Origin of the sequence: Frigoribacterium sp. ACAM 257, assembly GCF_007954365.1 — a bacterium.
GTDB lineage: Bacteria > Actinomycetota > Actinomycetes > Actinomycetales > Microbacteriaceae > Frigoribacterium.
In genome coordinates this window covers 144,971-160,130 of record NZ_VOLO01000001.1, presented here as the reverse complement: position 1 = coordinate 160,130, position 15,160 = coordinate 144,971, and the positions used below count along the sequence as shown (strand labels likewise).

At 73.9% G+C, this 15,160-nt stretch carries 11 protein-coding genes; 5 read left to right on the top strand and 6 right to left on the bottom strand.

Annotated features, from left to right (window positions below; translation table 11 throughout):
• Positions 1–5: 5 nt before the first annotated feature.
• Positions 6–719, bottom strand: a complete 714-nt coding sequence (locus tag ES689_RS00725) for an NAD(P)H-hydrate epimerase (protein ID WP_146898917.1) — start codon at positions 717–719, stop codon at positions 6–8.
• Between the two features lie 353 nt (positions 720–1,072).
• Here ES689_RS00725 and ES689_RS00720 point away from each other — a divergent pair, with 353 nt between their 5' ends.
• Positions 1,073–1,870, top strand: a complete 798-nt coding sequence (locus ES689_RS00720) for an alpha/beta fold hydrolase (protein WP_146898915.1) — start codon at positions 1,073–1,075, stop codon at positions 1,868–1,870.
• Positions 1,871–1,957: 87 nt separating this feature from the next.
• A complete protein-coding gene (locus ES689_RS15475; RefSeq protein ID WP_191330104.1) occupies positions 1,958–3,496 on the top strand; it encodes an FAD-dependent oxidoreductase in 1,539 nt (512 codons plus the stop codon).
• On the opposite strand, the gene ES689_RS00700 is transcribed toward ES689_RS15475, so the two are convergent.
• Positions 3,415–4,158 (bottom strand): Pr6Pr family membrane protein, encoded by a 744-nt coding sequence (locus ES689_RS00700; protein WP_146898912.1) that lies wholly within the window; start codon positions 4,156–4,158, stop codon positions 3,415–3,417. The two genes, ES689_RS15475 and ES689_RS00700, sit on opposite strands and share 82 nt — an antisense overlap.
• Before the next feature lie 173 nt (positions 4,159–4,331).
• Positions 4,332–5,171, bottom strand: coding sequence for an aldo/keto reductase (locus ES689_RS00695; RefSeq protein ID WP_146898909.1), 840 nt, complete (start codon positions 5,169–5,171; stop codon positions 4,332–4,334).
• 377 nt (positions 5,172–5,548) lie between these two features.
• On the opposite strand from ES689_RS00695, the gene ES689_RS00690 reads away from it, so the two are divergent.
• Entirely contained in the window at positions 5,549–5,830 is a 282-nt protein-coding gene (locus ES689_RS00690; RefSeq protein ID WP_123546785.1) for a hypothetical protein, read from the top strand.
• Between the two features lie 142 nt (positions 5,831–5,972).
• Here ES689_RS00690 and ES689_RS00685 read toward each other — a convergent pair whose 3' ends face one another.
• From ES689_RS00685 to ES689_RS00675, 3 genes are all read right to left on the bottom strand, one after another.
• The gene (locus ES689_RS00685) at positions 5,973–6,674 is read right to left on the bottom strand and encodes an endonuclease/exonuclease/phosphatase family protein (RefSeq protein WP_314103501.1); all 702 of its coding nucleotides are present in this window, start codon (positions 6,672–6,674) and stop codon (positions 5,973–5,975) included.
• Positions 6,675–6,852: 178 nt separating this feature from the next.
• Positions 6,853–10,041, bottom strand: a complete 3,189-nt coding sequence (locus ES689_RS00680) for a S8 family peptidase (protein WP_146898906.1) — start codon at positions 10,039–10,041, stop codon at positions 6,853–6,855.
• 257 nt (positions 10,042–10,298) lie between these two features.
• Positions 10,299–11,450: a LuxR C-terminal-related transcriptional regulator gene (locus ES689_RS00675; protein ID WP_191330102.1), complete on the bottom strand. Its 1,152-nt coding sequence runs from the start codon at positions 11,448–11,450 to the stop codon at positions 10,299–10,301.
• Between the two features lie 142 nt (positions 11,451–11,592).
• Between ES689_RS00675 and ES689_RS00670 the strand changes: the two genes are divergently transcribed.
• Both ES689_RS00670 and phoA read left to right on the top strand, forming a co-directional pair.
• On the top strand, positions 11,593–12,888 hold the full coding sequence (locus ES689_RS00670) for a hypothetical protein (protein WP_146898903.1): 1,296 nt from the start codon (positions 11,593–11,595) through the stop codon (positions 12,886–12,888).
• A 180-nt stretch (positions 12,889–13,068) separates the two neighbouring features.
• Positions 13,069–15,000 (top strand): alkaline phosphatase, encoded by a 1,932-nt coding sequence (gene phoA / locus ES689_RS00665; protein ID WP_223269307.1) that lies wholly within the window; start codon positions 13,069–13,071, stop codon positions 14,998–15,000.
• The last annotated feature ends 160 nt before the right edge of the window (positions 15,001–15,160 follow it).

The following is a 15,160-nucleotide window of genomic DNA, read 5'->3' as shown; positions in this document are numbered from 1 at the left end:
GGCCCTCAGGAGGCGGGCCCCGGCACGCTGACCGCCGGCGGCACCGCGATCAGGTCGGGCAGCAGGCCGATGTCGACGAGCACCACCTCGCCGGCGAGCGCGGCGGCGGGCTCGAGCAGGAGCCCGGCCTTGTGCGCGCCGAAGGTCACCGTGAGCGTCGCGGGCAGCACGGTCTGGTCGGGGACGGCGCCGTCGTCAGGGCCGATGCCGCTCGGCACGTCGACGGCGACGACCAGCGGGCCCTCGGGAGCCGTGACCCAGGGCAGCAGGGCCGCGACGACGTCCCGGGCCGCGCCGCGCAGGGCGGGGTGGGCGCTCGTGCCGGTGCCGAGCACACCGTCGATGACGACTGCCGCGCCCGATTCCCGGAGCCCGGCGCCCGCCTCCTCGATGGTCGACCACCGGGCCGCGTCGTCGACGACGGCGCCGGAGGCACGGGCCGCGGCGAGCCCCTCCTCGTGCAGCCGGCTGCCCGTCGGGACGACCGTGACGGTGCAGCCCCCGTCGGCCAGCAGGGCACCGGCGAACAGCGCGTCGCCTCCGTTGCTGCCGCTGCCGACGAGCAGCACGACCGGTGCGGGCCACCGGCCGGAGGTGCGGAGCAGACGCTCGACCTCACGCGCCAGGCCCTCGCTCGCTCGCTGCATCAGCGGCTCGCCCGCGTCGAGGTGCGGCTGCTCGGCCGCCTTCACCTGTGCGGCAGTCCACGCGTCGATCATCGCCCCATCGTGCCCGCCCGCAGCCGCCCCCGCGCGCGTCGGCGCTCGCAGCTCCCCCCGCACGCGCGCGCAGCCCGCCCGCCACGTACAGCCCGTGCCGCCCTCAGCGCCGCGTGCTTGCCGAGGGCGGGTCTTCCGGGTCGAGGGCGGGTAGTCCGTGACCCGCCCTCGACCCGGAAGACCCGCCGTCGACGTTCGCGACGTCGGAGCGACAGGGCGCGGCGGGGCGGAGCGGATCGCGTCGAGGAATCAGGCGACGGGCGACGGCGACCCGGAGCGGACCGGCCCCGGGGCAGCCGGACGACGACGACGCCTGAATCGTCGACGGGCCGGCGCACTGCCAGACTGGTCCGATGCGCGATCACGTCCAGAACCCCGTCGACGGCACCGAGATCGCGTACGAGGTCGCCGGCGACGGCCCGCCGCTGCTGCTCGTGCACGGCTCCGGCCTGTCGAAGGGCGCATGGCGGGGCCTCGGCTACCTCCGCGACCTCGAGCGCGACTTCACCGTCGTCGCCCTCGACCTGCGCGGCCACGGTCGGAGCGGGGCCCCGCACGACGTCGCCTCGTACGACATGGCCCTGCACCGTGGCGACGTCGCGGCCGTCCTCGAGGCGACGGATCTCGCGCCCGTCCACTTCGTCGGCTACTCGTTCGGCGCCCGCATCGGGCTGTCGATCGCGGCGCACCAGCCCGAGCTTCTCCGCACGCTCACGACGATCGGTGGCAGCTGGGCGCCGATGAACGGCAACATCGGCGCCACCTTCGCACCCGACTGGGAGGCGGCGCTCCTGACCGGGGGCATGCCCGCCTTCGTCGAGCGCTGGGAGCACACCATGGGCCGCCGCCTCGACCCGGCGACGCGCCTCGCCTTCATGAACGACGACGCCCTGGCCCTGGCGGCGTTCTTCCGGGCGGCCGAGACGGGCGGCGGGCTCACGGCCCGACAGCTCGACGACGTGTCGGTGCCCACCCTGCTGATCGCCGGCACCCGCGACGAGGCACGGCACCGCGAGTCGCAGGACGCCGCGCGCCGGATGCCGACCGCAGCGTTCTTCGAGCTCGTCGGGCAGGACCACGCGTCGTCGCTGATGCCGGTCGACCAGGTCACCGACCTGCTCCGCACCTGGCTCGAGGCCGTCGACGCCTGAGGCGCGTCCACGCCGCGGTCCGCCGCGCCCCGCACACCGCGGTCCACGTCGCCGCACGGGCCCCCGCCCTGCGATGATGGACGCACCATGGGCATCAGTCGTCGCGCGTTCCTGAGGGGGTCGGCCTCCGGGGCCGCCGTGCTGCTGCTCGCGGCCTGCACGACCGACGGCCCCTCCCCCGCACCGACGACGCCGAGCAGCACTCCGACGCCCACGCCGACCCCCACCGTGACCCCCTCGGCCGGTCCGACGCCGTCCGCGTTCCGCCGCAGCGGCTGGGCCGACGACCCGTTCGCCCGGGGTTCGGGCAGCTACCTCACGACGTCGTCGTCCGAGGCCGACCGTGCGGCGCTCCGCAGCCCGGTCGACGACCGCCTCTTCTTCGCGGGCGAGGCCGCCGCGAGCACGGCCCCTGGCACCCTCGGCGGCGCGCGGGCCAGCGGCTTCGACGTCGCGCGGGCCGTGGCCGACGTGGCCGAGCCCGGCGAGCGGATCGCCGTCGTCGGAGCTGGCATGGCCGGGGCCACCGCGGCCCGCAGCCTCGCCGACCAGGGCTACGACGTGGTCGTGGTCGAGGCCCGCGACCGGGTCGGCGGCCGGGTCGCCAGCTACACCGGGGGCGACTGGCCGTTCCCCGTCCAGCTGGGCGCCGCCTCCCTCGACGGCGAGGCGGCCACCGCCCTCGTCGCCGCGCTCGCCCTCGGCCGGGTCGACACCGTGCGCCTCGGCGAGGTGCTCGAGGTGCGGTCCTCAGGCGGGCAGACGACCTCGCTCGACGGCGTCCCCGAGCGTTCCTTCGCGTCGGCCGCCGGGTGGGCCGACGACCAGGCCGCCTCCGTCACGGTCGCGCAGGCCGTCACCGGCGCCGGCACCGGGCCCGAGCAGCAGTCGCTCGAGCCCGACGCGACGGGCGTGTCCGACGCCGCCCGGCTGCAGTTCGTGCTCGACGAGGCGCTGCCCGTGCGCTGGGGCGCCGGGCCGGACGACCTCGCCGAGCGACAGGACCCGGGCGACGTCGGCGAGCTCGTCGCCGCCGACCTCGGCAGCCTGTTCCCGCTCGGCGAGCCGTTCGCCACCGGCGACCTGTCCGCGTTCGTCGAGGCGCAGCTCGACGGCCTCGACGTGCTGCGGGGCAGCACCGTCGCGCGGATCCAGTACGGCGACCAGGGCGTGGGGCTCCGGCTCGCCACCGGCGAGAGCCTGTCGGTGGACCGCGTCGTGGTCACCCTGCCGCTGGGGGTCCTGAAGGAGGGGACGACCGAGTTCTCGCCGGAGCTGCCGACCACGCACACGGCGGCGATCGAGACGCTCGGCGTCGCCCAGCAGGAGGTGCTGTGGCTGCGCTTCGACGAGCGGGCCTGGAGCACGGAGGCGACGGTGCTGACGACCGTCGACGGCTCCTCGGGCTTCCGGGTCTTCGTCAACCTGATGCCCTCGACGGGCGAGCCGGTGCTCGTCGCGCTGGCGGGCGGGGACGACGCGGTCGCGAGCCTCGAGCTCGGCGACGACGAGGCCGTCGCCGATGCGCTCGCGGGCCTCGCGCCCTACTTCGACCTCGTAGCCGAGGAGACGCCGGCGCCCGAGCCCGACACGGGCACGGACTCCTCGGAGGCGCCCGCCGGCTGAGCAGCCTCGGCGCGCTCGCCACGCCGCAGCAGCACGCTCGGCCGCGGCCCGGGCCGCAGGTGGCTGAGGGCGATCAGGGCCGACATCACCCCGACGATGACGGCCAGGGCGATCGCGTTGTACATGACGAACTCGTCCGGCCAGCGCACCTGGGCCGGGTCGAGGAAGAAGTACGGGTACCAGCCGACGTCGGCGCCGCGCACGATGGTCGCGATCCCCCAGACGACCGGGAACACCAGCACGACCGAGAGCATCGCCCAGCTGACGCGGGTGCGCCCGGGGGCGAGGACCCAGTCGACGACGAGGAACCCCGGGATCCAGAAGTGCAGCACCTGGGTCGACCAGGGCACCCCGATGGCGAAGTCGTTGCTGAGCGACTCGATCAGGATGATGCCGTAGACGATCCCCGAGACGACCACGTAGGTGGTGACGAGCGCGTGCACCGCCGCGAAGGCGCGACCCTCGGGTCGGCCGCGGAGCGACAGCGCCCCCGAGACGGCGAGGACGACCACGTTCGCCGTGTTGCTCTGCTGCGTGAAGTACGCGAAGTAGTTGACCGTGGAGAAGGTCGAGAAGCCGAGCGTGTAGAAGAAGTACGACACGAGGGCGGCCGTGCCCACGGCGGCGACGACGAGGCGCAGCACGCCGACGACTGTTCGCACCCTGTTCACTCGCTCCTGGTAGCGCGGGGACGCCTCGGGTAGGCCTCCCGTGCAGACGACGACCCTACTAGGACGGGCCGGTCTCCCCCTGCGGGGAGACCGGCCCGTCGGCACAGCCGGGTCCGGCCCGCGGGCCGGACGATCCAGGTCAGGTCACCTGACCTGACCGCGGCTCAGCCGGGGATGTAGTCGAACGTGTCGGGGTCGGGACCCGTGCGCTCGCCCTTGTCGAGGTCCGTGATGGCCGCGACGTCGGCGTCGGACAGCTCGAAGTCGAAGAGGGCGAAGTTCTCCTCGACGCGCGAGCGCGTGACCGACTTGGGGAACACGATGTCGCCGCGCTGCACGTGCCAGCGCAGGGTCACCTGGGCGGTCGACTTGCCGACGCGCTCCGCGATCTCGACGAGGGTCGGGTCCTCGAGGACCTTGCCCTGGGCGATGGGCGACCACGCCTCGGTGTGGATGCCGTGCTCGACGCCGAAGAGGCGCAGCGAATCGTTGGCGAGGTAGGGGTGCACCTCGATCTGGTTGACGGCGGGCACGACGTCGGCCTCGTCCAGCAGGCGCTGCAGGTGCGGCTGGTGGAAGTTCGAGACGCCGATGGCCTTGGCGCGGCCCGTGGCGTAGATCTCCTCGAGCGCCTTCCAGGTCTCGAGATAGTCGACGTCCGTGGTCGGCAGGGGCCAGTGGATGAGGAACAGGTCGACGTAGTCGGCCTTCAGAGCGTCGAGCGTGCCGTCGAACGCCTTGAGGGCGTCGTCGCGACGGTGGAAGCCGTTGTTGAGCTTGGAGGTGACGAAGATCTCGGAGCGGTCGAGGCCCGACTCGCGCAGCGCCTCGCCGACGCCTGCCTCGTTGCCGTACATCTGCGCCGTGTCGATGTGGCGGTAGCCCACCTCGAGGGCGGTGAGCGTCGCGTCCTTCGTCTCGTCGGGCTCGACCTGGTACACGCCGAAGCCGAGCTGGGGGATCTCGACGCCGTTGTTCAGGGTGATTGTGGGGATCGATGTCATGCACTCATCGAACCACCGCCTCCTCCGGCGTTCTCAGCGACGTCACGGATCAGCCCTGGTGCTTTCGGAAGAGCCGTGTTACCGTTGCAGGTCGCTTGGCAACGATCCTCTCAGATCGTTCCCGACTCACGGCCCTGTCGTCCACACGCAGGCCGAGTCGAACAGCCTGCAGATCCCGTCTGTAGCTCTCGTGTACACCGGTCCGAGCCTCACCCGCTCGCCTACTCACCGGTCGTCGCCCGAGACGAGGCCCGACCAGGCTCCCCGAGCCTGAGGACATCCGTCCGCCCCACCGCCGAGAACGGCGATCCACGCATGCCCCGCGCTGCGTGCCACGACGCTGAGCAACACAGCACACATCGAAGAAGAGAACACGCATGAACGAGAACATCACCACCCTGAGCGGCACGGTCACCACCGAGCCCGTCCTGTCCACCGCCCGCCTCGCCGAGTTCGTCGTCGTCGACGCCTCCGGCGCCGAGTTCGTCGTTCGCGCCTGGAGCGACGTCGTCACCGACGACGTCCGTGTCGGCGCGACCGTCACCGTCGAGGGCGCCCAGGGCTGGGTCATCCCCGGCCGCAGCTGGCGCCGCGAGCCCAGCCGCACCATCGTGCAGGCCTACGCCGTGAGCGCCCACGCGCTCGCGCTCGCCGCCTAGGCGGTCCCGAGGAGGCGCGACCCGCCTCCTCGACGCCCGTCGCGCCCAGCGCGTCGACGGCACGACAGCACGACAGACGAGAGGCCCCGGTGCACCTGCACCGGGGCCTCTCGTCGTCGTCGAGAGACGAGCCGGGAACGCGCTAGGCCGTGGCCAGCCCGGTGGCGCGCACGAGGATCGGCCGGTGGTCGCTGATGCCGGCGGGCAGCGTCACGACGTCCTCGATGGTGAGGTCGTAGCTCGTCGCGAAGTCGAAGTGGCCCTTGACGTACTTGTAGCCGAGGTAGGTGGGCGTGCTGCTGCGGGTCAGGACGAAGCCGTCGCGCTCGATGCGCTTCTTGAGCCCGCCGTGGAACCACGGGTAGTTGAAGTCGCCGACCATCAGCATCGGCACGCCGGGCGCGAGGGCCCGCATCAGCTGGTGGGCCGACTCGACCTGCTTCTTGCGCAGGCCGTTCGTCGCCGTCAGCGGCGCCGCGTGGAACGACCCGATCAGCACGTCGGCACCCGAGATGCGGTCGTGCAGGTGCATCGCGAGCAGACGCTCGTGGGCCGGCGACATCACGCGGTCGTGCATGCTCTTCTTCAGCGCGTAGACGTTCGTGCCCAGCAGCTCGAAGCGCGAGCGGCGGTAGTACGCCGCGAGCCCGAGACGGTTGTTCCGGGTCGACGCGGCGAGCGAGAACTCGCCGAACTCGTCGGGGATGTCCTTCGTGTCGGCCTCCTGCAGGCACAGCACGTCGGCGCTGTGGTCCTCTGCGAGGGCTCGGATCTCGCCCTTGGCCGTGTGCTCGCGCAGGTTGTAGCTCACCACGCGCATGGTGTTGCCGCTCTGTCCAGTCACGAGTGACGAACCTAGTCCCTCCGTGTTTCGACGAGGCGCAGGGTCGCGCTCAGCGGCCATGCGGCGCGTCGCGGTCGACCGACGAGGAGGCGGTCCGCACCCTCCTGGGGAAGGTACGGACCGCCTCCTGCGCGGTCAGCCTGCAGCGGCGTCAGCCTGCTGCGGCGTCAGCCGCGGCTCAGCGCCAGGGCAGCCCCGGGAACCACCGGTGGAACAGGTCGCCGATGGCGTTCCAGATCCAGCCGATCAGGCCGGGCAGGTCGAACCCTCCGTGCCCCGGTCCGCCGTGGCCGGGACCGCCGGGCTCCCCCGGGCCGGGGCCCGGGTCGACGGGCGTCTCGGGCTCCTCGCCGGTGGTGACGGTGAGGTAGCTCGCCGTGCCCGTGTCGCCGTAGACGACGCGGCCGAGGTAGCTGCTCTCGTACGCGAGGTCCGACCAGGAGGCGGTGACCGTCGTGGTCTCGCCGAGTCCCGCCTCGAGCACGGCCGGGTCGACTGCGAGGCCGCCCTGCGCCGCGGCCGGGTCGAGCAGGTACGACGTCAGCGTGTAGCCGAGGTCGCCCGCGCCCGAGTAGAAGTCGACGAGCAGCACGTACCGGCCTGCTGCCGGCGCCTCGACGTCGAGCTGCTCGTCGGCCGAGCCGGTGGCGGCGGCCCCGACCAGCTCGTCGGGCTGGCCCGACGCGTCGGCCGTGTAGAGCAGCAGGTCGAGGTCGGCGGTGTCCTCGGCCGAGTCGAGCACGAAGCGGGCGTGCGTCGTGCCCTCGGCGACCGTGAGCGGCACCTGGGCGGCGTCGGCGCCGGCAGCGCCGGAGCCCGTCGCGACCTGGCCGAGGGCGAGGCCCTCGGCGGCGAGCGGCAGCGACAGGGCGTCGCCGGCGGTCACGTCGACCGTCGCCTCGCCCGTCACTCCCTCGCCCGCGAACTCCGCGGCGACGTCCAGCTGGACGGGCCGCACCGCGAGGGGGCTGCGCGCGTCACGGGTGCCGTCGGTCCAGGTGAGGTAGCCGGTGGCGAAGGCGTCGAGCGCGGCGGTGGTGCGGGTGAGGGTCACCGTGTAGTCCTGCGTCTCGCCTGCCTCGGCGAAGGTCAGGGTCGAGGGCGAGACCGCGGCCGTGACGCCGGACAAGGTGACCGGCTCGGCGGTCCAGGTGCCGGGGGCCGTGGCGGTGACCGACCGGGTCACCGTCGTCGTGCCGGCCAGGGAGCCGACGCTGATCGACGGGAGGTTGAGCGACGAGTCGGTGCCCTCGATCGTGTCGATCGAGTCGACGTACGCCTGCCAGTCGGCCGTGCCGCTGCGGTACAGCAGGCCCGGGTCGAGGAAGGCAGTGGGGTCGACGTGGCCCGCGCCCTGGGCGAAGACGTCCTGGGTGGGGGCGCCGTCGGCGCCGACGAGGTCGTAGGCGGTGGTCATCATCGCCGACTTCACCTCGGCCGGGGTCCAGTCGGGGTGCACGGTGCGCGACAGGTAGAGCGCCGCGAGGCCCGCGACGTGCGGCGACGACATCGACGTGCCCGAGAGGAACTCGTAGCTGCCGGGCTCGCCGGCGGCGTTGGCGCCGTCGGCCAGGATCGCCACGCCGGGCGCGGAGATGTCGGGCTTCAGCAGGTTGCCGCCGTCGGCCGTCACCGGGCCGCGCGACGAGAAGCCGGCGATCTGGGGCGTGGCGGGCTCGGGCAGGCCAGCGGGGTTGCCGTCGACGAGGGTGACCGTCGCGCCCTCGGTGGCCGCGTAGGCGTGCAGGGCGTCGTGGGACGCCGCGTCGACGTGCACCGTGGGGACGACGTGCTCGTCGAGGTCGACCGAGCTGGGCGTGGGGTTCACGAGCAGCATGCCGATGCCGCCGATGCGCTCGACCTCGGCGCTCTTGGCCGTGCGGTCGTAGACGCCACGGTCGCAGAGCACGATCGCGCCGGAGGCGGCGGTCGCGTCGGCGTCGAGGGAGTCGGGTCGGCAGAGGGCCGCGTCGGCTGCCGTGGCGCCGTCGACCGCGAGGGTCGCCGCGTCGACGAGGGGGCCGCTCACGCCCTCGGTGCCGGTCGGCACGGTGATCGAGCCGCCGAGGTACGACGCGCCGTCGCCGGTGAGCGCCGTGGCCGCGTAGCTAGGGATCGTGCTGGCAGCGACGGTCGTGATCCAGGGCGCCGCGTTGTCCGCGGTCGTGGGCGCGGGGCCGTCGTTGCCGGCCGAGGCCGCCACGAAGACGCCCGCAGACGCCGCGCCGAGGAACGCCTGGTCGGTGGCCGAGAAGGTGCTCGTCGCGCCGCCTCCGCCGATCGAGTAGTTGATGACGTCGACGCCGTCGGTCACCGCAGCCTCGATGGCCGCGACGAGGTCGCGCGTGGCGCAGCCGTCGTCGTCGGTGGCGACCCGGTCGGGCCCGTCCCAGCAGACCTTGTAGGCCGCGATCTTCGCGGCCGGGGCGACGCCCGAGATCGTGCCGAAGTCGCGGTCGCCGATCGTCACCTCGACGTCGGCGTTGCCCGCCGCGGTCGAGGCCGTGTGCGAGCCGTGGCCGTTGCCGTCACGAGGTGACAGGTACTCGCCCTGCTCCTCCGTGCCGATGTTGTCGACGCCGAAGCCGTCGACGAAGTAGCGCGCGCCGACCAGCTTCGTGTTGCAGTCGGAGGCCGTGAACTGGACGCCCGTCTGGCAGACGCCGGTGAAGGTGCCGCCGTCGCCCTTGTCGAAGACGATCGAGTCGCCGTCGAGGTGCGGCTCGGCGCTGTCCTGCTCGCCGAGCGAGTCGCCCGCGAACGAGGCGTTGCCCGCGGCGATGCCCGAGTCGATGATGCCGACGACCACGCCGTCGCCCGCGGCGTCACGCCCGCCGATCTCGTCCCACACGCCGCCGTTGCCCTCGGCGTCGCCGAGGCCGAGGAAATCGGTCGACGGCGTGGCCTGGAGCTTCAGCAGCTCGTTCTTCGACACGGCGGCGACCGACGGGTCGGCGGCGAGCGCCCGAGCCTGGTCGGCGCTGAGGTCGGCGGCGAACGCGTTCGTCGTCACGGAGAAGTGCGCGTCGACGGTGGCGCCGACGGCCCCGGCCGCGTCGGCCTGGGTCTGCTCGAGGTGCTCGGACCACTCCTGCACCGGCGCGGCCTGCGCGTCGAGACGCGCGCCCTCGGGGGCTGCTGAGGCGGCGAAGCCGGCCTTGCCGCCCTCGTAGGTCGCGGCCGCGGGCTCGCGCAGCGTGACGATGTATGACCCGCTCGCGAACTGGGAGTCGCCGACCACGGCAGGACCGTCGGCCGCGACGGCCGAGGTGGCCGGCAGCGCGACGACGCCGACGGCGACGAGTCCCGAGATGAGCAGTGCGGAGAGTGGAGCCTTCGGCCGTCGTCGGCCGGACGATGTGATCACAGGATGCCTTCCGGGTGCCGCACCCGGTCGGGCACGGTCGATCCGTAAGAGTTACCTGAGAATTCGACGACCCTCAACCGGGGGCCATGGCCGAACCCGGCCACTGTCCTCGACCGGCCACGAAATTTACACGGAAGCACCCGGACGGGGTACGCGCGGTCCCCCACGATGCCCACTGGACAGGGACGCGGTCGTGCCTGCGCCTCCTGGGCGGGGTACGTGCCGAGGAGGCGCGGCAGGGGCGCGCAGGGCGGCCGTCAGACCCAGCCGCGTCGCGCCGCCTCGACGCCCGCGTGGAACCGGTTGCTCGCGCCGAGCTCGTCGAAGAGGTCGTGCAGGCGACGGCGCAGGGTGCGCGGCGAGATGCCGAGCTGGCGGGCGATGACGTCGTCCGTGGCGCCCGCGGCCACGAACGCGAGCAGGTCGCGCTCGTCGACCGTCGGGGCGCGGAGGCCGGTCGCCGGGTCGGGCGGGCCGTCGACGGAGACACGGCTGCCCGCTGCTCCGAGCACGGCGGAGGGGACGCCGGGGCTCGAGCCCTGCGTGGCCGCCGCGAGCCGGGCCGCGACCTCGGACCAGTCGACGGCGGCGCCTGCGCCCTCGCCCGAGGCGCCTGCCGTCTCGGCCAGGGCGGGCACGGGGACGGCCGTCCGCCAGCGCGACTCGAAGAGGTCGCAGAGGGCGGCGATCAGCGCGGGCGACTCCGTGAGGAGCGCCTCGGGGGCCGCCGTCGGGTCGTCGAGCGGCCCGACAGACACGAGGGCGACCTGGCGGTCGGCGATCGCCAGCTTGACCGGCAGGTCGTGGGTGACCCGCGCCTCCTCGCCGTCGGCACCGAGGCGGTGGACGCCCTGCAGGCTGCCGTCGACGGTGAAGCTGGCCACGGTGTAGATCGCCCGCCAGTGCACGCCGCGGTTCAGCGCGCCGCGCTCGACGGACTCGTTGGTGGCGACGACGTACGGCGGCCGGTCGAAGGCGAGGAACTCGCCCCGCGCCCGGTGCTGCAGCCGGGAGTACCAGTCGCCCACCGCCGCGTGGCCGGTGAGCACGGTCGTCGTGCCCGACGGGTCGGCGACGCGCCGACCGTCGTCGAACAGGGCGCCGAGCCCAGAGACGGCGGTGCGGGCGTCGGCGAGCTGCTCGTCGTGCGCGGCGACGAGGGCGGAGACGGCGACGCGAGGGTCGACGGCGCCGTAGCCGGGGGCCTGTCGGCCGTGGCCCTCGGCCGTCCGGTGCACGAGTCCGATGTTGCGGAGCTGCTCGAGCGCGGTGACGACGACGGCGTCGTCCAGCTCGCGGGCCGCGGCGATCGCGGCGACGTCGACGGTGTCGCCGCAGGTGAGCACGAACTCGTAGACCGCGGCGGTGACCGGGTCGATGCCGAGCGCGGCGAGGGAGGGCAGGGTCATCTGGACATCGTGCCCTGCCGAGGCGTCCCGTGGCGACCCGACCGGCCCCGCTGGCCCCTGGGCGACCCCGGCGTGCCCCGCGGCGACCCGGCCGGCCGTCGCGGGGTAACGTCTTCCGGATGACCAGTTCCGGGGACGCTCCGTGAGCGACGGGGCGACCACCGCCTCCTCGTTGCGCCCTGCCGTCCGCCGGCGCCGGTCGCCCGACCTCGCGTCGTGGCTGCCCGCCCGCTGGTCGACGGTGCTCACCGTCTACCTGGCGTCGCGGGTCTTCTCGCTGGTGCTGCTCGCCGTGGTGTGGGAGGTGGCGCACCTGGCCGGCTTCGAGTTCCGCACGCCGGGCGCGGGGCTGTCGCTGCTCGACTTCACCACCTCGTGGGACGCCGACCGCTACCGGACGATCGCCCTGCAGGGCTACCCGTCCGTGCTGCCGACGGACGCGGCCGGCAACGTGCTGCCGAACGAGTGGGCGTTCCTGCCCGTCTTCCCGACGCTCTGCCACCTGTTGATGGTGGCGACGGGCCTGCCGTTCAGCGGCGCGGCGCTGCTACTGTCGACCGCCTTCGGCGCCGGCGCGGCGCTCGTGCTGTACCGGCTCGTCGACTCGGCCGTCGGTCACCGGGGCGCGATCTGGGCCGTGCTGCTGCTCTGCTTCGGGCCCCTGGGGTTCCTGTTCTCGGTCGGCTACGCGGAGGGGCTGATGCTGTTCCTGTTGTTCGGGGGCGTGCTCGCGATGCAGCAGCGGCGGTACGGGCTCGTGCTCGCGTGCGGCGTGGTCGCGGCGTTCACGCGACCGGGAGCGCTGGCGCTCGCGCTCGCCCTCGCCGTGCACCTGGTGGTGCGGTGGCGGACGGAAGGTCGCGCCGACCCGTCGTCGTCGTCGGGGCCGTCGTCGTCGGGGCCGTCGTCGGGGTCGTCGTGGCCGTGGCAGGTGCTGCCCCGGCGCGACCTCGTCCAGATCGTGACGGCGGGGGCGGCGATCGCCGCCGCCGGGCTCGCCTGGCCCGTGGTCGCGCACCTCGCGACCGGTCAGCACGACGCCTACCTGCAGACGGAGATGGCCTGGTGGGTCGACTACGTCGGCCGCCCCGCCTTCGTGCCCCTGACGCCGTGGTTCCTGCTCGCCGGGCGGTGGCTCGGCATCGGCGGCATCGCCCTCGTGCTCGCGCTGCTCGTGCTCGCCGCCGTGTGGTTCACCCGCCGGTCGACGCTGCGCCTCGGCCACGAGACGGTCGCGTTCACGGCGAGCTTCGCGCTCTACCTCGTGGCGGTGTTCCTGCCGCAGCAGAGCCTCTTCCGGCTGCTGCTGCCGCTCACGCCGCTGCTCGGCGCCCCGGCCGTCTCCGAGCGGCCCGTCGTGAGGCGGACGCTGCTCGTCGGAGGGATCGCCCTGCAGCCCGTGGCGGTCGTGCTGCTCTGGGTGTACGTCGCGCCGTAGCCGCGCACGCCGCAGCGCGCCGTGGCGCACCGCAGCGAAACGATGTCGCGTCCCCCGTCCGGGGGTGTTCACCTGCCGCACCGCGCCCGTTCACCGGGACGACACGGGCACGGGTTCTGCTGGGCACGGACGTGCAGGGAGTGCACGCCCACTCGCGACCACGATCACTGGAGCAGACACGTGACCCCCACGAACACCCGCCGCCGCCGCGCGGCACTGGCCACGGGGGCGGCGGCGACCCTCGCCTCCTTCGCCCTCGTCCTCAGCCCGGCCGTCGCCCTCGCGGCGACGCCGGCCGACGTCGCCGAGAACGGCGGGGCGGCCCGCAGCGCAGACGACAGCACCGCAGCCCTGCTGGACTCGGTGAAGGCCGGGCCGGCGAAGAACGTCATCCTGCTGATCGGCGACGGGATGGGCGACAGCGAGATCACGTCGGCCCGCAACTACGCCTACGGCGCCGGCGGGACGCTGCCCGGCATCGACGCCCTGCCGCTCACCGGCCAGTACACGACCTACTCGCTCGGCAAGGACGGCAAGCCCGACTACGTCCCCGACTCGGCGGCCACCGGCTCGGCCTGGGCCACCGGCACGAAGACGTACGACAACGCCATCTCGGTCGACATCGCCGGCGCTGCACAGGACACCCTCGTCGAGATCGCCAAGGCGAACGGCCTCAAGACCGGCAACGTGTCGACCGCCGAGCTGCAGGACGCGACCCCGGCCGTGCAGGCCGCCCACGTCGCCGCGCGCAGCTGCTACGGGCCCGACTCGGTCACGCAGTGCGGCGCGGACGCCCTCGACCAGGGCGGCCTCGGCTCGATCAGCGAGCAGATCATCGGCACCCGCGCCGACCTCACCCTCGGCGGAGGCGCGGCGTCGTTCCGCCAGACGGCTCGCGCGGGCCAGTGGACCGGCCAGACCCTCGACGCCCAGGCGACCGACCGCGGCTACCAGCGCGTCACCGACCAGGCCGGCCTCGACGCCCTGACGGCCGCCGACCAGACCGCACCGGTGCTCGGCACCTTCGCGGACGGCAACTTCCCCACGCGGTTCGCGTCGACGACCGCGACCGTCGGAGGCGCCGACCTCGCCCCTCAGACCTGCCAGCCGAATCCGGCCCGCCTCGGCACCGACCTGTCGCTCGCCTCGCTCACCGAGAAGTCGATCGACCTGCTCGACGGCGACGACGGCTTCTTCCTACAGGTGGAGGGCGCCTCAATCGACAAGCGCGACCACAGCGCGGACGCGTGCGGCCAGATCGGCGAGGTGCTCGACCTCGACGAGGCCGTCCGCTCGGCCCTCGACTTCGCCGAGGCCGACGGCGAGACGCTCGTCATCGTCACGGCCGACCACGCCCACACGAGCCAGATCGTCGACTCGACTCCTCCGGCCACGCTCAGCACCGCGCTGACGACGCTCGACGGCAGCACGATGAAGATCGCCTACGGCACCGCCGCAGCCGGCGGGTCGCAGCAGCACACCGGCACGCAGCTGCGCGTCGCCGGCTACGGCCCGGGAGCCGCGAACGTCGTCGGCCTGATCGACCAGACCGACAACTTCTTCACCATCGCGAACGCGCTGCAGCTCGACCGCGACCTGGTCTCGCTGAGCGCCGACGCGACGATCGCCGCGCCCACGCAGGTCGCGCCTGGCGCCACGTTCGACGTCGTCGTCTCGGGCCTCGACGGAGACCGCCAGGCGTCGGGCACGGTCGACGGAAGCAGCCTCGGCACGGTCGACGTGGTCGACGGCGTCGCGACGTTCTCGGTGACCGCGCCTGCGACGCTCGGCGACCGCACGGTCTCCGTGACCGGTGTCCAGACCCGCACCGTGCTGAGCGCCGCCGTCACGATCGTGGCCGGCCCCGTCGCCTCGCCGTCGCCCTCCGCTCCCGCCACCGGCGGGGCCGGCGGGGCCGGCGGCGTCGGCACCGGCGGCTCGGGCAACGGCGCCGCGGCCGGTCCCGGCACGGCGGCGGGCTCGGGCCCGCTCGCCTTCACCGGCTCGGAGGCGCTGCCCGCCCTCGTGCTCGCCCTGCTGCTCGCGGGCGCCGGCACGGTGCTCGTCGCGCGTCGACGTCGCCGCACGCTGATCGACCACTCGGGGCTGTAGCCCCGGCGGGAGATCGACCGGAGGCGCGGGTCCGACAGGGCCCGCGCCTCCCCCGTGTCCGCGCCCGCGTGCTGCATCGCCGCGGCGGGGCCGTGTCGATGATTCAGGTCTCGACGTCGCGACCCCGGCTCGGCGCCCTCCGGCCGCGCCGCCCGCGACG

Excerpts from the sequence above, each read along its gene's own strand:
- ES689_RS00675 (WP_191330102.1), bottom strand. The coding sequence starts at position 11,450 with ATGACCCTGCCCTCCCTCGCCGCGCTCGGCATCGACCCGGTCACCGCC.
- ES689_RS00725 (WP_146898917.1), bottom strand. The coding sequence starts at position 719 with ATGATCGACGCGTGGACTGCCGCACAGGTGAAGGCGGCCGAGCAGCCG.
- ES689_RS00690 (WP_123546785.1), top strand. The coding sequence starts at position 5,549 with ATGAACGAGAACATCACCACCCTGAGCGGCACGGTCACCACCGAGCCC.
- ES689_RS00695 (WP_146898909.1), bottom strand. The coding sequence starts at position 5,171 with ATGACATCGATCCCCACAATCACCCTGAACAACGGCGTCGAGATCCCC.
- ES689_RS00720 (WP_146898915.1), top strand. The coding sequence starts at position 1,073 with ATGCGCGATCACGTCCAGAACCCCGTCGACGGCACCGAGATCGCGTAC.
- ES689_RS15475 (WP_191330104.1), top strand. The coding sequence starts at position 1,958 with ATGGGCATCAGTCGTCGCGCGTTCCTGAGGGGGTCGGCCTCCGGGGCC.